Origin of the sequence: Faecalibacterium sp. 9, from assembly GCF_048320955.1 — a bacterium.
Taxonomy (GTDB): domain Bacteria; phylum Bacillota; class Clostridia; order Oscillospirales; family Ruminococcaceae; genus Faecalibacterium; species Faecalibacterium wellingii.
Window position 1 is genome coordinate 186,396 of sequence record NZ_JBLWGB010000001.1, and the last position, 19,896, is coordinate 206,291.

18 protein-coding genes are annotated in these 19,896 nt (G+C 52.6%); 5 read left to right on the plus strand and 13 right to left on the minus strand.

Going from position 1 to position 19,896, the window contains the following annotated elements:
* Positions 1-180 precede the first annotated feature (180 nt).
* On the plus strand, positions 181-513 hold the full coding sequence (locus ACKXF9_RS00845; RefSeq protein WP_295300476.1) for a helix-turn-helix domain-containing protein: 333 nt from the start codon (positions 181-183) through the stop codon (positions 511-513).
* Between the two features lie 63 nt (positions 514-576).
* On the opposite strand, the gene ACKXF9_RS00850 is transcribed toward ACKXF9_RS00845, so the two are convergent.
* The 13 genes from ACKXF9_RS00850 to ppdK all read right to left on the minus strand — a co-directional run bounded on the left by ACKXF9_RS00850 (position 577) and on the right by ppdK (position 12,960).
* On the minus strand, positions 577-717 hold the full coding sequence (locus ACKXF9_RS00850; RefSeq protein WP_295300479.1) for a hypothetical protein: 141 nt from the start codon (positions 715-717) through the stop codon (positions 577-579).
* 15 nt (positions 718-732) lie between these two features.
* Entirely contained in the window at positions 733-1,431 is a 699-nt protein-coding gene (locus tag ACKXF9_RS00855) for a recombinase family protein (protein ID WP_295300480.1), read from the minus strand.
* A 247-nt stretch (positions 1,432-1,678) separates the two neighbouring features.
* The gene (locus ACKXF9_RS00860; RefSeq protein WP_117948873.1) at positions 1,679-2,029 is read right to left on the minus strand and encodes an LPD28 domain-containing protein; all 351 of its coding nucleotides are present in this window, start codon (positions 2,027-2,029) and stop codon (positions 1,679-1,681) included.
* A 12-nt stretch (positions 2,030-2,041) separates the two neighbouring features.
* Positions 2,042-2,380: a DUF3846 domain-containing protein gene (locus ACKXF9_RS00865; protein WP_295300483.1), complete on the minus strand. Its 339-nt coding sequence runs from the start codon at positions 2,378-2,380 to the stop codon at positions 2,042-2,044.
* Positions 2,381-2,392: 12 nt separating this feature from the next.
* The gene (locus ACKXF9_RS00870; protein WP_117948869.1) at positions 2,393-3,109 is read right to left on the minus strand and encodes a DUF1071 domain-containing protein; all 717 of its coding nucleotides are present in this window, start codon (positions 3,107-3,109) and stop codon (positions 2,393-2,395) included.
* 60 nt (positions 3,110-3,169) lie between these two features.
* A complete protein-coding gene (locus tag ACKXF9_RS00875) occupies positions 3,170-4,102 on the minus strand; it encodes a YqaJ viral recombinase family protein (RefSeq protein ID WP_418265027.1) in 933 nt (310 codons plus the stop codon).
* The gene (locus ACKXF9_RS00880) at positions 4,099-4,437 is read right to left on the minus strand and encodes a DUF3848 domain-containing protein (RefSeq protein WP_418265028.1); all 339 of its coding nucleotides are present in this window, start codon (positions 4,435-4,437) and stop codon (positions 4,099-4,101) included. Before ACKXF9_RS00880 ends, ACKXF9_RS00875 begins: the two co-directional genes overlap by 4 nt.
* A 10-nt stretch (positions 4,438-4,447) precedes the next feature.
* Complete coding sequence (locus ACKXF9_RS00885) at positions 4,448-5,383, minus strand: DUF932 domain-containing protein (protein ID WP_418265029.1); 936 nt, start codon at positions 5,381-5,383, stop codon at positions 4,448-4,450.
* Positions 5,384-5,818: 435 nt separating this feature from the next.
* Positions 5,819-7,318 carry a recombinase family protein gene (locus tag ACKXF9_RS00890; protein ID WP_418265030.1) on the minus strand — a complete coding sequence of 500 codons (1,500 nt, stop codon included), beginning with the start codon at positions 7,316-7,318 and terminating at the stop codon, positions 5,819-5,821.
* Positions 7,319-7,332: 14 nt separating this feature from the next.
* Positions 7,333-8,412: a hypothetical protein gene (locus tag ACKXF9_RS00895; RefSeq protein ID WP_418265031.1), complete on the minus strand. Its 1,080-nt coding sequence runs from the start codon at positions 8,410-8,412 to the stop codon at positions 7,333-7,335.
* Positions 8,405-8,980, minus strand: a complete 576-nt coding sequence (locus ACKXF9_RS00900; RefSeq protein ID WP_418265032.1) for a hypothetical protein — start codon at positions 8,978-8,980, stop codon at positions 8,405-8,407. The genes ACKXF9_RS00895 and ACKXF9_RS00900 overlap by 8 nt, the downstream gene beginning before the upstream one ends.
* A 253-nt stretch (positions 8,981-9,233) precedes the next feature.
* A complete protein-coding gene (locus ACKXF9_RS00905; protein ID WP_418265033.1) occupies positions 9,234-10,172 on the minus strand; it encodes a hypothetical protein in 939 nt (312 codons plus the stop codon).
* Positions 10,173-10,293: 121 nt separating this feature from the next.
* Positions 10,294-12,960 carry a pyruvate, phosphate dikinase gene (ppdK, locus tag ACKXF9_RS00910; protein ID WP_418265034.1) on the minus strand — a complete coding sequence of 889 codons (2,667 nt, stop codon included), beginning with the start codon at positions 12,958-12,960 and terminating at the stop codon, positions 10,294-10,296.
* A gap of 420 nt (positions 12,961-13,380) precedes the next feature.
* Here ppdK and ACKXF9_RS00915 point away from each other — a divergent pair, with 420 nt between their 5' ends.
* From ACKXF9_RS00915 to ACKXF9_RS00930, 4 genes are all read left to right on the plus strand, one after another.
* The gene (locus ACKXF9_RS00915) at positions 13,381-14,139 is read left to right on the plus strand and encodes a UDP-N-acetylglucosamine diphosphorylase (protein ID WP_418265035.1); all 759 of its coding nucleotides are present in this window, start codon (positions 13,381-13,383) and stop codon (positions 14,137-14,139) included.
* A 157-nt stretch (positions 14,140-14,296) separates the two neighbouring features.
* Complete coding sequence (gene pth / locus ACKXF9_RS00920; RefSeq protein WP_418265036.1) at positions 14,297-14,875, plus strand: aminoacyl-tRNA hydrolase; 579 nt, start codon at positions 14,297-14,299, stop codon at positions 14,873-14,875.
* A 310-nt stretch (positions 14,876-15,185) separates the two neighbouring features.
* Positions 15,186-18,671 (plus strand): transcription-repair coupling factor, encoded by a 3,486-nt coding sequence (gene mfd / locus ACKXF9_RS00925; RefSeq protein WP_418265037.1) that lies wholly within the window; start codon positions 15,186-15,188, stop codon positions 18,669-18,671.
* 47 nt (positions 18,672-18,718) lie between these two features.
* Entirely contained in the window at positions 18,719-19,837 is a 1,119-nt protein-coding gene (locus ACKXF9_RS00930) for a foldase (RefSeq protein WP_418265038.1), read from the plus strand.
* The last annotated feature ends 59 nt before the right edge of the window (positions 19,838-19,896 follow it).

A 19,896-nucleotide genomic window follows, 5' to 3' on the forward strand; every position in this document is an offset into this window, starting at 1 on the left:
TCTTTACGACCTTAAATCGCATGAAGCTTTTCATTGGTTTCAATTATCAATCAAGACAAATGAACCGCCTCGTATTACGATTTATCTTGTTAAAATTATACGATTTATAGAATTACCTGTCAAGGCATCCACACTTAAAATCGTAAGTAGCACTACGATTTATCCAAGGAGGGCAATGACATGGAACGCGAGAAGCCAAACTTTGACATTCTGGGAAGAATTGACCGGGAGCGGTTAGCTCGTGGATGGTCTGAATACACCCTTGCCGAGAACTCTGGTCTGACGCAATCGACCTTATCAACATGGCGCAGAAGAAACCTTCAGCCCAACGTAACCTCGATTGAAAAAATTTGTCATGGCCTTGGTATCACTCTCTCACAGTTTTTTGAAGAGGATGCTGCTGTTCACCATTTGACAGAGGAGCAGAAATCCCTCTTAACCACTTGGGATAGGCTTTCTCCTTCACAAAGAACTGCTATCTTGGATTTGATCCAAGCATTTTTACCCGAATGATATGCACATTTACAAAAAAGAAGGATGCCGAGCGGTCATTGTGTCACTCGGCATCCTTCTTCATTAAGTAAAGGACTTCAGAACTTTTTTCAGTGCTTCACGCTGTTCCGGGGTTATGCGACCCAGCAAATTCAAAAATTCTTCTTGTTCCTCTTTTGTAAATTCGCTACAAGATTCATCTTTTACACATTTTTCGTTATTCATAACAACTTTTCCTTCTTAAGTTTTTCCCTCGTCAGCCAATCCAGCCCGAATCTGCCGCTTATACTTATAATAGGTATTCCGGGCAAGCCCTGTCAGCTTCATGCACTCCACATCGTCCAATGTACCACCAAAAGCCTTACAATGGATGCGGATTTTCTCTTTGGCCGCTTTAGACTTCTTGGTTTCAAATCCAGTGCCTTTTTTACGTCCAACCTGTTTTCCATTCAGCTTTGCTGTTACAAGACCCTCACGAGTACGCTGGTGTAAATCGGCCACTTCTTTTTCAGACTGCTCAAAGGCCAGCTTGATCTGCTCCTTAGCCAAGGCCATCAGATACTCGTTGATGCCCTTCAAGATGAAGTCCACATTCGTCCCTGTCATGGCAATGCTGCCGGACAGGGCTTTTTTGTAAGTTTCAGTATCAATGTGATGCTCTTTCAGAAATATCAGCCGGATGCCCTTATGGTAGAGATCCTCATACAATGAAAATCCCTCTTCTGCGTTTCTGGACATTCGGGAGACGGAATCGAACACCACAGTATCTCCTTCTTTCAGAATCCGATACAGCTTGCTCCATTCTGGCCGAAGGATGGAAGTTCCCGTATAGGCTTCCTGTACAATGTGAACTGTCGGGTATTCCGCCCTGATATTACGCACCTGACGGTCAATGCTCTGTTTTGCAGTGGAAATTCTGCAATAACCATAAATACTCATAACTTTTTCTTTCTGTATCAAAAATGCCGAACGTCATTTTAGCGTCACCGATTTGCTAAGACAAATCGGCTTCATCACACTATGATTGATACTTTTCTGTACCCACGGCAATTTTAATACTTTTTCCTGCGAGCCTTAGTCATCCCTCATAAACTTCAAAAGATTATCTCCGTTGACGAACGGTTCGCACCGTTCGTCCCCTGCGATGACTTTTAAACTTTATAAGGAACGACACGGCTCGCTCTTATCAACGGTTCAGATACTGATTCATAAACTCTTCCACCGTCACGCAGGGCTTTTGATTTTTCTCTGCTCCTCCAAACGGATCATAGTTCCAGTCCGTCTCTTCATCAATGTACCGCCGTCCGTCATTGGGCAGCTCCAACGGCTCTGCAAGAATAATCGTTCCCCAGTGATTGACCATGATAAATGGTGCAATCTCACAGGGAATCCCCCGGCAGTCATCATCATGCCGCACATCGTAGGCATACAGACCAGCAGGAACAGAATCCCGCTTAATGCGGACACTGGTGAACAGCGCAGGTTTGTCGCAGACGGTGATTTCCTCATAGCGTTGGGTCGTTGCATCAAAAGTCACAGAAAAGCCTCCTTAAAGTGCAATCAAAAATGCATGAAATTTTTTAGCGTAATAGTTCATTTCCTGCGGCGGCAGCGAAGCCAAATTCCCTTCACCATCAGTTCCTGCAATGAAACCGGGGCCAGCAAGATAATCCGCTCCATTCCAGAGCAGCCGGTTGGGAGTCAGGTTCAGCAGCTTACCTTCATCGTTGCAGACCAAGGTGACTTCAGAGTCGGTGTCGGTCAGCGGAATGCATTCGATCAGCCCACCAACAAAGTTCTGCATGGCTTCGAGCGTGTTGTCCAGTTCGATTTCCTTTGGCAGTTCCATCGGCAGGAGAGCAAGAACTTTGATCTTTGCTTCTTTCACTTTGAAATCTCCTTATGCTACGTTCAATCTGGTGGCTTTGTAGCAGTCAGCGCACATTCCCTCATGGGTGGCTGCAAATTCTGCCGCCTGCATGATGGAGCCATCTTTCAGCTTGACCCTCTTGATGGGCTGGTTGCAGCGAGCGCAGATGCAGGGCATCGGCGGCTGTTCCTGCTTTTGGCTGGTGGGTCTCGGCTTCGGCTGCTTTTGCGGTTCTGCCTCCGGCTGCGGTGCAGCATCTTCCGGCAAATCCTCTCCGGCATAAACGTACAGGCCCAGACCAAACATAGCAAGGTTCTTCACTAAGCACCGCATGATAGCTTTATTCACATCGAACATAGAGGCTGCTTCTACGGTACGTTCTTCCATGCCGATTTTTTCACGGCGGCGGGTCTGCGGATTGTAGTCCCATTTCGGGGTGGTGTAGGTATAAGGCGTGGCTTTCATCGCTTTATTTGCGCCATCCAGTACAGGCAGCCACATTTCATGCGAAACGCCCTCAATCGTGACCGAGGTATACACCATAAAGCCGGTGATGGGGTCATAAACATAGGGCAGACCGTTGAATTTCTTGACCTCATAGCTGGCAGCGGGATACAGCTTTTTCACCTCTGCCCAGGCATACGCCCAGCTTACATATTTTAACTCGGTATTGCCAGACTTCTTGACTTCCAGATGATCTTTGAAGTCGATAGCGAATAATTTTACGAATGGATTTTCCGTAGCCATAATAACCCTCCAAGAAAAAAGGCGGCAGAGAAGTCACTCCCTGCCGCCATATACAAAGTTTTATGCCGCATGAACGATGGTAAACCTGCGGCTGCTTACATTTTTGCTGTACTGGTTGAAAATGTCTGGTTGCTCTTTCCGCAGGCGTTGGGAATCCACACGCTTGCTTTCGGAGGACACCCACGATACCTTATAGCCCGGTGCTGTGCCATAGGCAGCATCCTGCATTTGCAGCTTGACCTGCTGCTCGATGGCCGTTTTCTCCTGTTCCATCTGCTCGATTTGGTCGGAAAGCTCCTGCCGCTTATCCAGAAGTCCATGCAAGGCACTCAGGTCAGCGGTCTTATCCCGGTTGTCTACCTCATAAAGCTGGTTGATCTGCTGGGTGTCACAATCGCAACCGTTGGGTGCAGGGGGAATCTGGGGCACAACATGGTTCGTCCAGAAACGTTCTTCCTTATCAATGAGACCAGAAAGCACCTGCTTATCTGTCACGATCTTGTGGATCACCAGCTCTCTGCCGAAAATCAGAGCCGCCACATACCAGCAGTCGAAACCGCTGACGGCTAAGTAATGGTCAACCTGCGCCAGATAGTGAGCCGGGATTTTCCCATCAGCCCACTTGTCCGCAGAGAAGGGCGAAACCGTCTTGCACTCCAATCCAGCTTTCTGCCCAACGATTAGACGGTCAAAGTCTGCCAGAAGCAGCGGATGTACCTCACTCTGGTAGATGGCATTTGCACGGCGCACCTTAAACCCTGTTTCTTCGGAGAACCGCTGTGCTACATAATCCTCCAAGTCACGACCCTGACGCATGGCTTCGTTGTCCATATTCTCAATGGTGTCGCTGATTTTGTCGTGGTACACCTGAAATGCGGAGCGATAGGGATTCAGGCCAAGTATAGCCCCGGCATCCGTGCCGGTAATACCGCATTTGCGATAACGGAGCCAATCCTCTTTGGATAAATTTAATGTAGATACAAGTCTTTTCATGCAATGTTCAACCTCACTTTCATCTGTTCTTCTGCAATGGAGAAATCATATTCCACCAAGTCTTTGATAATGGTGGAAAACTCATCCACCAAGGTACGGTCATCATCCAGCCACAGGGTATACAGGAAATCCAGAATGTTCCGCTGCACCCGGAGATGGTTCCAGAAACGCTCGTCCATCTGCTTTTCGGTGTCCAGCGTAATTAAAGCACTGACGATGGTGCTTTTCATCGTGATCTCGTATGCCGTGGTACAAGTTGGCTTTGGAAAATCGGCTTCAATGCTGTTCAGGAACTCAGAAAACTCCCGGACAGCCCGGTTGCTCACATCGTTCATACGTCCTCCTTTATGCTGCTGACAGCACCATCTTGTAGGCTTTGTCAATCATGGGATTGCCCTCTGCGGTACGCAGGAACAGATTTTCGTTGTAGTTGCGAGTTTTACGGATAGGGTCTGCATGGGTAGCAAAATCCGAAACAGCGTTCACGAACCGCCAGCCGTTCTTGCCAACCCATTCCAGATCAGGTGCATTGTAGTAGCGAGCCTTCAAGTCTTCCTGCAAGCGCAGGTTGTTCTTCCGCTGGCCATCGGTCAGATCTTCGGTGACAGGAAAGAACTCATTGATGAACTCCTGCACCTTGCGGTCAGACAGCTTGATGGTGGTCAGCTCATGGATACCTTTGCCCAGCTCCCCCATGTAGCTGTTGGCAAGCTGTAAGGTCTCACGGGCATCCTGCACCCGGAGCAGAACATTTTCGGTGTGGCGAGCAGTCCAGATGCGCTTTGCCGTGCCCAGAGCCAGATTCAGGGTGTTCTGGCAGACAACACGAACAGGGGTCATAGCGACCTTGACACCAGAACTGCCATCGTGACTGTTGAAGAACACAAGATATGGGGTCACTTCGTCTCCGGCGATGATGTATTTCTCCGGCAGCTTCGCCAGCATCCAGACTTTCTTGCCGCCCTGCAAGGAACCGGCAGTTTCGTAAGTAACACCCTCACCCAGCAGGTCATCCGTGAACTGGAACGCTTCTTCGTTCTGCACAATGCGGTAGCGGTCAGACACCACGCCCAGAACAGCTTCATCCGTGCTGCGGACATTGGCACGATAGCCGGGGATCATAGCACCCGTGCCGGAATAGATGTTGCGGCTTTCCACCTGCCAATCCAGACCAGCCAGCTCCAAGGCTTCACGGCTTGCAGGGGCATCCATCACGATGCGGCCAAGACCGTGCCAAGGGGTTTCACGGACAGAGAACATGGTTTCAACATTTGCAGACATAACTACTACCTCCTAAAATTTTAATGTGATTACTTGTTTTCGAGTTTATGGGCGATCCAAATAATGAGTATTACAGCAGTTTTCCCGATTGCTTTTGCACCCTTCATCAGAATCTTTACCATAATATCAGCCATTGTTTTTCCTCCATTTTTCAAGCAAAAAGTAAAGACCTGTGGACAGAATCAAACTGCTCACAGGTCTTTCTACAAAGATAATATATAACTGTAATTTTTTCAGATACGCTTTGTCTTGTGTCAGGTGTGTCAAATGTGTCAGGTTTTTATGAAACTCTCTATATATTTCTTTATTTTTATCCCTTCTACTCTATTTTCTCTCTTAGATAAAGCGATAGGGATAATAGATAATAGATAATATATAATAAAGGTTTCTCAAAAATTCTGACACATCCGGCACAGCTGGCACAGTACTTTACGGTCAAGTTTTTGTGCGGATACCCACGGCTACCGTGAGGTCATGCCACTCATTTTTACGAATTCCCTGATTCCGGGAAGCCTTAAAAGCCTTAGCTTCTTCAAAAGAAATCCTAAAACGAGCCATCTCCATAAAGCCATCCAACGTACAAGTAGCACTATTTCGACTCTGCACTTCTGTCAGTTGGAAATCAAGCACCCAGCGATACTCCTCGTTCGTCAGCGGCGTGATCTGCGCCACACAGCTATTGATAAGCTCCCGGTTAACATCATTTCTAGATGCCTTCTGCCACTCATCCAACTTCTGCGCAATTAAATTCATATCAAGGGTTCCACTGCGCTCATCCTCCTGTTCCACATTCTCATATTGAGATTGCAATTCTGCAATCTGCGCATCCAATCCCTTCCGCCGCTCTGCCAATTCCTGTTTTGTGATGATTCCGTCTGCACACAGGTCTATGTACTTATCCAGACGCTCCCTCTGTCTGGCGATGCTGTTTTCCAGCATCGCCTTTCTGGAAATGCGGACAGTCTTTTCTTCTGCCATGCAGCGGTTCAAAATTTTATAGACCTCTTTGACTGTTTTGCCCTTGTCAAAGGTGAGATGTTCAAATACCTTTGCTGCCATCAAGTCCAGCTTCCACTCACAGATTGCTCTGATTTGGCAGCTAATTCCCAAGTCCAAGCCATGCTCCTGCAAATAGCTGATGCTTGGCCTACGGGTACGGCGATAACACTGAAATCCATGAACTACTGCACCATCCCGATTTACACGCCACTTGAACTGGATAAATCCTGCGCCACAGCTGCACCGCAGTTTTGCCGTCCAGACTGACTTTGGTGTATTTCTCATATACTTGTGCTTTTTTCCATTTTCATCTATTACCCGTGTTGATTTCGATGCCAAAATTTGCTGACATCTATCCCACATTTCTTCTGATACCAAAGGCTCAAAGTCGCCTTTCACATAGATGTAGCTGCTCTCGTCCAGATTTTTAACACGTTTCTGCGTCAAATATCCGTCGCTGTGGGATTTATTGTAACAGATGCACCCTTTATAGGTTGCATTATGTAGAACTCTGCTCACCTTGGAAGCGTCCCACGAAACATGGCCGCCTGCATCCAATCGGCCAAGGCGGTATAATTCGTTTACGATTTTAACCAACCCATTTTCCCCGGTAGAATACATTTGGAAAATCAGTCTTACCGTTTCAGCTTGGTCAGGGTCAGGAACATAGGTTCCGTTCTCCCTGCGGTATCCTAAGATGTTTCCGCTGCCATATAAAACGTGCTTCTCCCGGCTGATTTTCTGCCCAGCCTTCACGCGCTCTGAAATTTTGCGACTCTCATCTTGTGCCATAGAAGACATGATCGTCAGCCGAAGTTCGCCATCGTTGGTCGCCGTGTTGATACCATCGTTGATGAAAAATACGTCCACCCCACGTGCTTTCAACTCCCGTGTGTAGGACAGCGTATCAACTGTATTTCGTGCAAAGCGACTCACTTCGCGAGTAATGATTAGGTCAAATTTGCCCTTCTGAGCATATCCAACTCAAGATTGATTACCGCATTAAGGAAAGACATTGATGAAAACGTTCCTTTCATTTCTTGAAGTCGCAGATTACCGACACTTTCCTTCGGATATAACCGTTGGATAAAGTTACCCAGTACGCTCTTGCCGCTGTCTCTGGCATAACCCATAACAATGAAGAACTTGCCTCGTGCCGGATAAATCATCAGGTATCCAATCGCCATCCAAAAACGCTCCTCCAGTTGAGGATTTCCATGCGTAATCTGCTTTAAGAAGCTATTGAATACCGGACATTCTGCCGATTCATCGTAGCTCGCCTTGATATAGGTAAAAATCAACCGTCTTGGGTCATGCGGCTTCAGCTCTTTCTTCATCAGATCATAGACGCCATTTTCTAAAGGTGCATGGATAGATTGGTTCTCTGGCTCACTACGTTCCAATTCCGGATCAGTGGTGCAACACTGATACAAGTCTTTGTACGCATATAGACTCGGCTCGTTGTTAAGGTCATAGTCCACGTATTTTCGGTAGAGTTTTATCAGCTTCTCAAGGCCGATTGCTTCATAGTAGTAACCGTTGTAATAGTACAACACATCTCCACAGACAACGATGGGAACATATTTTTTGAGCTTTTGAACCATCTCCACAATCGATCGCCGTTTTGAGGTTTTCAGCCCAGCTGATTTTGTCGATTGGGCATCGGCGTGTTTTCTCGTTGTGTTTAATGTGTCCTCATTTTTCGGAGACTCTATAGCGGCTGCATTAGAATCTTCAAACGGATTAGGAGTCCACTTTTCGCTGTCCGTGCTTGTTGTCTTGTATCGTTCAGCATCTCGTCTTGCCTTGATTTTGTTGCGTATCGCCTCCTTTGCAGAAAAAGTGGTCTGTTGTTCAACTCGCTCTCCCATTGCACAAAGCTCGTCAAGCGATGGAATGGCTTCCTCGCTCTTCAAGCTCCCCTCTCGTAATTCGCCAGCTTCGTCCTCGATTTTTAGAGCAAGCTTCCGCTGCTTCTCCTCTTGCTTTCGACGAAATTCATTCTTTCTGTTACCGTTCAGATTATTCATGGTTCGTACCCTCCGAAGTAGCATTCTGGAAATACATCTGGTCAATCAGCTTTTCAATAGGATTCCGATTAAGGTTTCCAGAGAGGAGATAATCCATTCTGGTCAAGCCCTCATTCTTTCCATCTCCGACCCAGAGATACCCCATCTCTTCATCGCAAGCGTGTACCATCAGCTCGTAAAAGCCATCCAGTTCGAATTCGTCTGAACTGTCAATCACAATAGGCGATTTCATTTGTCCTCGAACAAAAACGCTCCCAGAGATTTGGCCAGATTTTGAAGTTTTTGCGCTGAACTGAAGCGGAAAATTGCTTGTTCCGTCATCACTTTTCCAGCCGCATTTTACAAACGGTTCTCCGTTCTTTTTGATAATCACCTGAATTTCATTGAGCGGATAAGCTTCCTTGTTTTCGCGGACAACAGGTGCATATTTTTCCGGCATTACGGCAATACCGGCATAGTTGTCCTTGCCCTTAAAAACTTTATTCAGCCTGTCGATGTGTTCATCCAACATTTCCTGTTGGTCCCGGCTCAGCTCTCGAATCTCGTTTTCGCAATTCTTCTGTAGCATAATAAATACCTCGCAAATCAACTATTTTTGTGATTCAACGTTGGTCACGTCGTCATCACGCCAATTATTATAGTTTCTCATCACACATTCAAAAAGCCCCACGCACCCCCCTTTTTTCGGATTTCTCGCGCTTTTTTATTAACACTTTATTCACATTTCAAAAAAAGACTAACAGAACCATTGCGTATCGCTTTTAATACTACGCAATGGTTCTGTTAGTCTTTTTGAGAACTAGCTTAGTAGTTCTTTTTGCTTATAGACAATCTTCTATATTGGTTCCATTCATTTTACAATCTATCTCGCATAACTCGCTCACACAGTCAATCACCTTTTCGTTACACTCTACGAGTGCTTCTAAAATCTTATCATATGTTTCTCTATTTACTAAATTTGCTCGTGGAAAGTGCTTCTCACATAACCGCAACTCTAAGTCTAGCTCATTGAATACTATCCATCCTCCACATTCGGTCAAATATGAATCTTCTTCTACTTCATCTGGCGTTTCGGGTGGATATAATGAATCCAGTCTACTCTGTGCAGTTCTTTTAAGGCTGGTTTTAATCCATTCATTTTTTTCTAGTGAACGAAGCCCACGAACTATCATTTCCTTATAGTAATCGTCCAATTCTATTTCTTGTTTTTTTCTTTTATTGTGCTCCTCGTATTCTATATGTACGTGCTTTTTTTGTGCACCCGTTATATTACCGATCTCTCTGTCATCTATGATCGTTTTAAGATCGCCCACATCAGTTTTTAATAGCTCATCAAAGAAAACGACATTTGACGCACTGAGCAAATCATTTTTTCCAAGTTTGATTTTCTGATCTTCTTCTGGTTTGGTCGTCCCAAATAAAATAATATTTAATCTTCGTTTTAATTGATCTAATATGTTATTTTCAGCGTTTCCTTCACCGCCTTCAAAATCTGTTTTCATTTCAGTTTGAGCCTTTGTAACTGCCTGTTTAAACTCATCCGTTGTAATTTCTTTGTCGCCATACGGCGATAAGTCCACCCCGTGAAGTTGTGCCCAGTATCTTAAAACGTATTGTCCCAATTTAATACAACACTTATTTTTTTCCGCTTCATCATACTTTATTGAAACTGCAAACCAAGGACTATTTAACATTTCTCCAAGGCCACCTAAATTTTCCTCCCATCTCTTCTTGAACTCTTCCAATTCTTTTCGTTTCATAACTTTCCTCCTAATATACAAAAACCTCCCCGGCAAAACCATTCAGTTTCACCGGGGAGGGTTTTATCATACGCTTATCTTCCCATGTTTTGCAGGATTAGTACATCTTCATGCAACAATCTTACTTTCTGGGATTTTTGATAGCAGCCTGAGCGGCAGCCAGACGTGCGATAGGCACACGGAAGGGAGAGCAGCTGACGTAGTCCAGACCGACATTGTGGCAGAACTCCACGCTCGTGGGGTCGCCGCCGTGCTCGCCGCAGATGCCCAGACCCAGATCGGGACGGGTCTCGCGGCCGTCGTGGGCAGCCATCTTGACCAGCTTGCCAACGCCGATCTGATCCAGATGCTGGAACGGATCGCTCTCGTAGATCTTGTTCTCGTAGTATGCGCCCAGGAACTTGGCGGCATCATCACGGCTGAAGCCGAAGGTCATCTGGGTCAGGTCGTTGGTGCCGAAGCTGAAGAACTCAGCCTCCTTGGCGATCTCGCCGGCAGTCAGGGCTGCGCGGGGGATCTCGATCATGGTACCGACCTGATACTTCATCTCAACGCCGGCAGCAGCGATCAGCTCGTCTGCGACCTTGACCACAACGTCCTTGACGAACTTCAGCTCCTTGACCTCGCCGACCAGCGGGATCATGATGTGCGGGGTGATCATATAACCGGTCTCAGCAGAGACGTTCAGAGCAGCCTTGATCACAGCGCGGGTCTGCATAGCTGCGATCTCGGGGTAGGTGACAGCCAGACGGCAGCCGCGGTGACCCATCATGGGGTTGAACTCGTGCAGGGAAGCAACCACGTTCTTCAGGTCATCGAAGGTCATGCCCATATCGGCAGCCAGCTCCTTGATGTCCTCGTCCTTGGTGGGCAGGAACTCGTGCAGAGGCGGATCCAGATAACGAATGGTCATCGGGCGCTCACCCATGATGCGGTACATGGCCTCGAAGTCACCCTGCTGGAACGGCTCGACCTTGGCCAGAGCAGCTTCGCGCTCTTCCACGGTACGTGCGCAGATCATCTCACGGACAGCCTTGATGCGATCCTCTGCGAAGAACATGTGCTCGGTACGGCACAGGCCGATGCCCTCAGCACCCAAATCCACTGCCTGCTGTGCGTCGCGCGGGTTGTCGGCGTTGGTCATGACCAGCAGCTGACGAGCTGCGTCTGCCCAACCCATGAAGCGGTTGAAGTTCTTGTTGCCGGTAGCGGCCACGGTAGCGACCTGCTCGCCGTAGATGTTGCCGGTGGAACCATCAATGGAGATCCAGTCGCCCTCGACGAACTTGTGGCCGTTGATCTCGAAGGTCTTTGCCTCCTCGTCGATCTTGACCTCGTTGTCATTGCCGCAGCCGGAGACACAGCAGGTGCCCATACCACGGGCAACAACGGCTGCGTGGCTGGTCATGCCGCCGCGGACGGTCAGGATGCCCTGAGAGACCTGCATGCCCACGATGTCCTCGGGGCTGGTCTCCAGACGCACCAGAACGACCTTCTTCATCTTGCCGGACTTGACCATCTCCTCTGCTTCCTCAGCAGTAAAGACGATCTGGCCGCAGGCAGAACCGGGAGAAGCTGCCAGACCCTTGCCGACGACCTCGGCGGCCTTCAGGGCAGCGGCGTCGAACTGGGGATGCAGCAGGGTATCCAGCTGCTTGGGCTCCACGCGCAGGACAGCTTCCTGCTCGGTGATCATGCCCTCGTCCACCAGATCACATGCGATCTGCAGAGCGGCCTGAGCGGTACGCTTGCCGTTACGGGTCTGCAGCATGTACAGGTGGCCGTCCTCGATGGTGAACTCCATATCCTGCATATCGCGGAAGTAGTTCTCCAGACGGGTTGCGATCTCAACGAACTGATCGTACACCTCAGGCATCTGATCCTTCAGGTGGCTGATGGGAGAAGGAGTGCGCACGCCTGCGACGACGTCCTCGCCCTGTGCATTGATCAGGTACTCGCCCATCAGCTTCTTTGCGCCGGTGGCGGGGTCACGGGTGAATGCAACGCCGGTGCCGGAGCGGTCGCCGGAGTTGCCGAATGCCATCTGCTGAACGTTGACTGCGGTGCCCCACTCGTAGGGGATCTCGTTCATCTTACGATAGACATTTGCACGGGGGTTGTCCCAGCTGCGGAACACGGCCTTGACAGCCTCGATCAGCTGATCACGGGGATCCTGCGGGAAGGGACGGCCTTCGTTCTCCTCGTAGATCTTCTTGAAGGTGCCGACCAGTTCCTTCAGGTCGTCAGCAGTCAGGTCCACGTCGTTCTTGACGCCCTTGGCTTCCTTCATCTTGTCGATCTCGACCTCGAACAGGCTCTTCGGGACCATCATAACGACGTCCGCGAACATCTGCACAAAGCGGCGGTAGCAGTCGTATGCAAAACGGGCGTTGCCGGTCTTCTTTGCCAGACCTTCAACAGCCTCATCGTTCAGGCCCAGGTTCAGGATGGTGTCCATCATGCCGGGCATGGACTGACGTGCGCCGGAACGGACGGAGACCAGCAGGGGGTTCTGGTTATCGCCGAACTTCTTGCCGGTGATCTCTTCCAGACCCTTGAGGTGCTCAAAGATATCAGCAGTGATCTCGTCATTGATCTGACGGCCGTCTGCATAATACTGGGTGCAGGCGTCGGTGGTGATGGTGAAACCCTGCGGCACCGGCATACCGGCTGCGGTCATTTCTGCCAGACCGGCACCCTTGCCGCCCAGAGTATTCTTCATGGTGACTTTGTCGCCGCCGAAAGCATCATTGCCTTCGCTGAAGTAGTACAGATACTTTTTGCTCATGCGTTGTTTACCTCCCATTTTTGACTGCGGAGCATCCGCGCCGCAGCCTCATCGCTTGCCTTGTCTCACTTGATCGATGAACATTGTTTTGTGAATGCTAAATTATTATACCAGAAAATCCATCCGTTTCCACCGTGCAAAACACCGAATTTGTTTGATATTTTTTATGCAAATCACTTGAATTTTGCCGAGTTTTCCGGTAATATAAAATGGGAGAAAGTTCGAGAGGTTTTTCGTTTTCTGACGCAGATTCCCCGCCTGTTGGATACAACTTTCTATCCCTGTAATTTCAGCTTTTCTTTTTTGTCGGCACATATCTCCTGTTGTATCCATCTTTGGATATGGATGCAACATTTCTCCGGGCAGAAAAAGCTAATCTGCCCGCCGGGAGAGCACCGTGCCGGAAGGGAGATCTATCGTATGGAAAATTCTGTATCTTCTGCTGCGCTGAATGCAGCGCGTGAGCAGCTGGATGCCGCCGAAGCCGCCCGTGAGGTCATTCTGCTGCAGCACATCGCAAACGGCGTGATCATCGACAGCCGCACCGTGCAGATCGCACCGGACGTGGTCATCGCCCCGGGTGCCGTCATTCTGGCCGGTACCATCCTGCGCGGCAGAACGGTCATCGGTGCGGGCTGCATCATCGGCCCCAACACCCTCATTGAGGACAGCATCGTAGACGAGGGCAGCACCGTCAACGCCAGTCAGGTGTACAGCAGCCACATCGGTCCTCACAACAACATCGGCCCCTTCACCCATGTGCGGGTGAACACCGTCACCGACTACGGCGTGCATCTGGGTGCATACGTGGAGACCAAGAACTCCAACTTTGCCCGGGGCAACACGGTGAGCCACCTGACCTACATCGGCGACAGCGATGTGGGCAAGTACTGCAACTTCGGCTGCGGCACCGTCACCTGCAACTACGACGGCAAGGATAAGTTCCGCACCCAGATCGGCGATTACTGCTTTATCGGCTGCAACACCAACCTTGTGGCCCCGGTCAAGGTGGGCGATGGCGCTTATACTGCCGCCGGCAGCACCATCACCAAGGATGTGCCCGCACAGGCACTGGGCATCGCCCGGGAGCGCCAGACCAATCTGGACGGCTGGGCAGAGCCCAAGATGGAAGCCTACATTGCCAAAAAGCAGAAGCTGGAAAACGAGCAGAACAAGTAACGCTCTGCCCTCACGCTGAAGCTGTAACAAGCCCTTTTGCCCTCCGGCCGCACGGCACGGGGGCATTTTTTGCTTATAATGTATATCTTTTTGCGCGCGCGTATGTTATACTTAGATGTTGTATCACACTATTATCAGGAAAAGGTATTATCATATCATGAATGAAACCGATATCTGGCTCATTGCAGGGCTGGGCAACCCCGAAGCAAAATATGACGGCACCCGCCACAACACCGGTTTTGCCGCGCTGGACGCGCTGGCCGACAAGTGGAACATCTCTGTTGGCAAGACCAAATTTCAGGGCCTGTGGGGACAGGGCGAAGTGGACGGCCACAAGGTGGTGCTGCTGAAGCCCCTGACCTACATGAACCTCTCCGGCGATTCCATCGCCCCCATGGCGGGCTTTTTCAAGATCCCTGCCGACCATGTGCTGGTGCTGTGCGATGATATCACGCAGGCGCCCGGCAAGCTGCGCATCCGCCCCTCCGGTTCTGCCGGCGGGCACAACGGCCTGAAGAGCATCATCGCCCGGCTGGGCGGGGAGAACTTCCCCCGCATCCGCATCGGCATCGGCGCAAAGCCCCACCCGGACTACGACCTTGCCGCATGGGTGCTGGGCAAGTTCCCGCCGGAGGACGCCAAAGCCATCGCAGACCGCTACCCCGACCTTGAGGCCGCTGCAAAGCTCATCATGGACGGCAAGCTGAGTCTGGCCCAGAGCAAATATAACGGGTAAGAACCCCATTTAAAACGCCCTCCGCTTGCGCTCTGGGCATTTTCAGCGGAATTTTATTTTTATTGTTTGTGTTTGTCGCGGCCTGCGGGCCGCTCCAAACACATTTTCACCGAGTGGGGCAGCACTGGCAAGCTGCATTTATGTTCTTTGATGCATTTTGAGGTCACGCCCCCTCTCGTGAAAAAGCAGCAGAGAAAAGCCCGCAGGCTTTTCTCTGCTGCAAATAAAAAATAATCATTCCTCTGCCATTGCCAAAGCGAATGCGGCGGCAATTTCAAATCGTCATCCCAGCAGGAAAGGAGGTTTTTCCATGTACGAAGCCTTGCTCAAGGCTACACCGGAATACCAGAAGATCGCCGCCAGCTTTGCAAAGCCCGGTCCTGCCGCGCTGTTCGGTCTGCCGCCTGCAGGCCGTGCCCTGCTGTACGCCGCGTTGCAAAAAGACCTTGGCCGGGTGCTCTGCATCGTGACCCCCGGCGAGGCCGAGGCCACCCACTTTGCGGACGACCTCAAGGCATTGGGCCTTTCTGCCGCCGTGTTCCCGCCCCGGGACTTTATGCTGCGCCCGGTGGAGGGCGCGGGCCGCGAGTACGAGTACCGCCGCCTTTCGGTGCTGGGCTCCCTTGCAGGCGGGCGGCTGAACGCGGTCTGCGTGCCTGCCGAAGCGCTGTTGCAGTACACCGTGCCCCGGGATGAATTTTTAAAGAACACTCTTACCCTCAAACCCGGCATGGTGTACAACCGCGAGGGTCTTGTGGCCCGGCTGTTCGCCGCCGGGTATGTGCGGCGCAGTCAGGTGGACGGCCCGGGACAGTTCAGCGTGCGCGGCGATATCGTGGATATCTATGCGCCGGATATGCGCCAGCCCGCCCGCGTGGAATACTGGGACGATGAGATCGATTCCATTTCCTCCTTTGACCTGCTCACCCAGCGGCGGGACAGCGCACTGGACAAAATTTATCTTTCCCCTGCCCGCGAGGTGCTGTTCGGCGACACAGCCGAGACCGCCGAGGCCCTGCGTGCCGCCATCAAGAAGGCGCGCGGCCGGCACCGCACCGCACTGGAAAAGGCCACGGAAGCCGACCTTGCTCAGCTGGACTCCGGCCTGATGCCGGAAGCCATGGATAAATACTACGGCCTGCGCTATCCGAGCCCGGCCACCCTGCTGGATCATCTGGACACACCGCTGTTCATTCTGGACGAGGTGGGCGGCATCCGGGACGCCCAGAAGGCCACCGAGTTCCGCCGCAGCGAGGAGCTGACCGGCCTGCTGGAGGAGGGTGTGCTCTGCCCCGGGCTGGATGTTCTCTACCAGACCATGGACGACCTTGCCGCTTCCGCCCAGAAGCAGAGCACCCTGCTGTGTGAGAACTTCCTGCGCGGCATGAACGAGTTCAAGCTGAAAGATCTCATCAACGCCGAAGCCTTTGCCGCACCCAACTGGAACGGCAACCTTGCTTCCCTGCGGGAAGACCTTGACCCCCTCATTGCGCAGGGCTATGCCGTTACCCTGTTCTCCGGCACGCCCAAGGGTGCCGCCGCCCTCACCCGTGACCTTGCCGACAAGGGCTACTCCGTGAGCATGAGCCGGGATGTGCGGCCCACAAAAGGCATCGTGCAGGTGCTGCCGGGTCATCTGACCGCCGGGTGCACCTTCCCGTTTGCCCATGCGGCGGTGCTGTCCAGCCGTCGGCACGGTCTGGAGGAAGAGACCGCTGCCGAGACCAAAAAGCGCAAAAAGAACAAGAATGCCCTTTCCAGCCTTTCGGACATCAAGCCCGGGGACTATGTGGTGCACCAGAGCCACGGCATCGGCATGTATGCGGGCATCCAGCGGTTGGAAGTGCAGGGCGCCACGAAAGATTACCTCAAAGTGCAGTATTCCGGCTCGGACGTGCTGTACGTACCGGTGACCCAGCTGGACCTGCTGAGCCGCTACACCGCCCCCGGCGACGAGGAAAAGGTAAAGCTGGCAAAGCTGGGCGGCGCCGAGTGGCAGCGCACCCGCGCCAAGGTGAAAAAAGCCACCGAGGAGATGGCGCAGGAGCTCATTGAGCTCTACGCCCGCCGCCGTCAGGCCACGGGTTACGCTTTCCCGCCGGACGGCGACTGGCAGCGGGACTTTGAGACCCGCTTTGACTACGACGAGACCGACGACCAGCTGAACGCCACCGCCGAGATCAAGCAGGACATGGAAAAGGGTTATCCCATGGACCGCCTGCTGTGCGGCGACGTGGGCGTGGGCAAGACCGAAGTGGCCCTGCGCGCCGCCTTCAAGTGCGTGATGGGCGGCAAGCAGTGCGCCATCCTTGCCCCCACCACCCTGCTGGCATGGCAGCACTACAACACCATTCTTTCCCGCATGGAAGCCTTCCCGGTGAAGGTGGAGATGATGTCCCGCTTCCGCACCGCAAAACAGCAGAAGGAGACCCTCCGGGGCCTGCAGTCGGGCAGTGTGGATATCGTGGTGGGCACCCACCGGCTGCTGTCCAAGGACGTGAAGTTCCATGACCTCGGCCTTGTCATCATCGATGAGGAGCAGCGCTTCGGCGTCAAGCACAAGGAAAAGCTCAAGGAGAACTTCATCGGGGTGGACATGCTCACCCTGTCGGCCACTCCCATTCCCCGTACCCTGAACATGGCCATGAGCGGCATCCGGGACCTTTCCACCATCGAACAGCCGCCCATCGAGCGGCAGCCCGTGGAGACCTTTGTGCTGGAATACAACGACGTCATCCTTGCCGAGGCCATGAAGAAGGAGCTTGCCCGGGGCGGGCAGGTGTACTACCTGCACAACCGGGTGGACAACATCGAAGCCTGCGCCGCCCATGTGAGCAAGCTGGTGCCCGGCGCACGCATCGGCATTGCCCACGGCAAGATGACCGAGGAAGAGCTGAACCCCGTATGGCAGCATCTGCTGAACGGTGAGATCGATATTCTGGTGTGCACCACCCTCATTGAGACCGGCATCGATGTGCGCAACTGCAACACCCTCATCATCGAGGACGCCGACCGCATGGGCCTTGCCCAGCTGTACCAGATCAGAGGCCGGGTGGGCCGCTCCGGCCGCAAAGCCTATGCCTACTTCACCTTCCGGCGGGACAAGACCCTGACCGACATCGCCCAGAAGCGGCTCTCCGCTATCCGGGAGTTCACGGCCTTCGGTTCCGGCTTCCGCATCGCCATGCGGGATCTGCAAATTCGCGGTGCGGGCAGTCTTCTGGGCCACAGCCAGCACGGCCACATGGAGGCCGTGGGCTACGACCTCTACGTGAAGATGCTGGGGCAGGCCATCGCCCGGGCCAAGGGCGAACCTGTCCGGCGGGACAAGAGTGAATGCCTTGTGGACCTGCGGGTGGATGCCTTCATCCCGGAGAAATATATCGCAGACGGCCCGGGCCGCATTGAAGCTTATAAGCGCATTGCCGCCATCCAGACGGCAGAGGATGCCGCCGATGTGCTGGACGAGCTCATCGACCGCTACGGCGACCCGCCGCCCTCGGTGAGCGATCTGGTGAACGTGTCACTGGTGCGCGTGCAGGCCAGCGCTGTGGGCGTGACCGAAGTGACCCAGAAAAAGGACACCCTCACCCTGCAGCTGGAAAGTCTGGATCTGCCCATGATCCGGGGCCTGCTGGTAGCCTTCAACGGCCGCGTCACCGCCGGTGCAGGCAACCGGCCCTATCTTTCTGTCACCCTGCAGCCCGACGAAAAGCCGCTGGAGCTGCTGCAGAGCATCCTCAAGGCGATGGCGGAGATCCTGAATGGCGGAGAAAAAGCAAAAGACAGCAAATGATCTGCAGCGTCCTCGCCTATCAATCATCAAATACTAGGAGCATTACCATGAAAAAGAAACTTCTTGCACTGGTCTGCGCGCTGGCACTCACCTTCAGCTTTGCAGGCTGCACCATTTCCACCCCGGACACCGTGGGCAGCATCGGTGATTTTGAGATCACCTCCGGTATGTATCTGCTGGCCCAGTACGGAGCCTATCAGCAGGCGGCACAGCTGGCCGGCAGCGATCAGGATGCCTCGGATGTAAAAGCCTTTCTGAAGGAGACGATCACCACTGACTCTGACAGCGGCGAGACCGCCGTGGTCAGCGACTATGTGGCCCAGCAGACCCAGCAGACGCTGGAAACGCTGGCTGCTGTGGATGCCCGCTTCAAGGCACTGGGCGGTGAGCTGACCGACGAGCAGATCGCCACTGCCGACCGTTATGCCCAGCAGATGATGGACCAGTACGGCGACACCTACACCGCCAACGGCATCGGTCTGGAGACCATCAAGGCCTACGAGCGCCTGCAGGTGGAGCACACCGCTCTGCTGGATATGGTCTACGGCCCGGACGGCGAGACCCCGGTGGCGGACGACGAGCTGACCAGCCATCTGGACGACAGCATGTACGAGATCTGCTACATCAGCATCCCGCTGTACAACACCAGCACCTATGCCTTTGCCAACGACGACCAGAAGGCCGAGATGCTCAAGCTGGCCCAGACTGCTGCCGACAGCGTCAACGCTGCAGGCGGCGAGACGGTCTCGGATCAGGTGAGTGCCCTGCATGAGGCCGCACAGAATGCCCTGCCGGACATCTACGCTGTGCTGGACGGCGAAACTTCCGACGACAGCGCCAGCGTCCAGACCGAGCTGCTGACCGAAAGCGATGTTGCTTCGTCCTTTACGCAGGACGGTGCTGCCGATGCTCTGCGCAGCCTTTCCTACGGCGAAGCCGCTGCCGTGCAGATCAACGGCTACACCCTGCTCCTGCTGGTGCGTGTGGACCCGCTGAGCGTATCCTCTCTGGATGATCTGCGGGAGCAGGTCCTGAGCGATATGAAGGGCAGCGAGCTGGACGATGCACTGGCTTCCAGCGGTGCAGAACTGGCCCACAGCCTGAACAGCTCCGCCATGAACAAGCTGCCCGCCAAAAAGATCGTGAACAGCAGCGCCAACAGCTGAGAACAAAGACCCTCTCAGGCAAACCCTTACGGGTTTGCCAGCTCCCCCGAAAGGGGGAG

Excerpts from the sequence above, each read along its gene's own strand:
- ACKXF9_RS00845 (WP_295300476.1), top strand. The coding sequence starts at position 181 with ATGGAACGCGAGAAGCCAAACTTTGACATTCTGGGAAGAATTGACCGG.
- ACKXF9_RS00850 (WP_295300479.1), bottom strand. The coding sequence starts at position 717 with ATGAATAACGAAAAATGTGTAAAAGATGAATCTTGTAGCGAATTTACA.
- ACKXF9_RS00855 (WP_295300480.1), bottom strand. The coding sequence starts at position 1,431 with ATGAGTATTTATGGTTATTGCAGAATTTCCACTGCAAAACAGAGCATT.
- ACKXF9_RS00870 (WP_117948869.1), bottom strand. The coding sequence starts at position 3,109 with ATGGCTACGGAAAATCCATTCGTAAAATTATTCGCTATCGACTTCAAA.
- ACKXF9_RS00875 (WP_418265027.1), bottom strand. The coding sequence starts at position 4,102 with ATGAAAAGACTTGTATCTACATTAAATTTATCCAAAGAGGATTGGCTC.
- ACKXF9_RS00880 (WP_418265028.1), bottom strand. The coding sequence starts at position 4,437 with ATGAACGATGTGAGCAACCGGGCTGTCCGGGAGTTTTCTGAGTTCCTG.
- ACKXF9_RS00885 (WP_418265029.1), bottom strand. The coding sequence starts at position 5,383 with ATGTCTGCAAATGTTGAAACCATGTTCTCTGTCCGTGAAACCCCTTGG.
- ACKXF9_RS00895 (WP_418265031.1), bottom strand. The coding sequence starts at position 8,412 with ATGAATAATCTGAACGGTAACAGAAAGAATGAATTTCGTCGAAAGCAA.
- ACKXF9_RS00900 (WP_418265032.1), bottom strand. The coding sequence starts at position 8,980 with ATGCTACAGAAGAATTGCGAAAACGAGATTCGAGAGCTGAGCCGGGAC.
- ACKXF9_RS00905 (WP_418265033.1), bottom strand. The coding sequence starts at position 10,172 with ATGAAACGAAAAGAATTGGAAGAGTTCAAGAAGAGATGGGAGGAAAAT.
- ppdK (WP_418265034.1), bottom strand. The coding sequence starts at position 12,960 with ATGAGCAAAAAGTATCTGTACTACTTCAGCGAAGGCAATGATGCTTTC.
- ACKXF9_RS00915 (WP_418265035.1), top strand. The coding sequence starts at position 13,381 with ATGGAAAATTCTGTATCTTCTGCTGCGCTGAATGCAGCGCGTGAGCAG.
- pth (WP_418265036.1), top strand. The coding sequence starts at position 14,297 with ATGAATGAAACCGATATCTGGCTCATTGCAGGGCTGGGCAACCCCGAA.
- mfd (WP_418265037.1), top strand. The coding sequence starts at position 15,186 with ATGTACGAAGCCTTGCTCAAGGCTACACCGGAATACCAGAAGATCGCC.
- ACKXF9_RS00930 (WP_418265038.1), top strand. The coding sequence starts at position 18,719 with ATGAAAAAGAAACTTCTTGCACTGGTCTGCGCGCTGGCACTCACCTTC.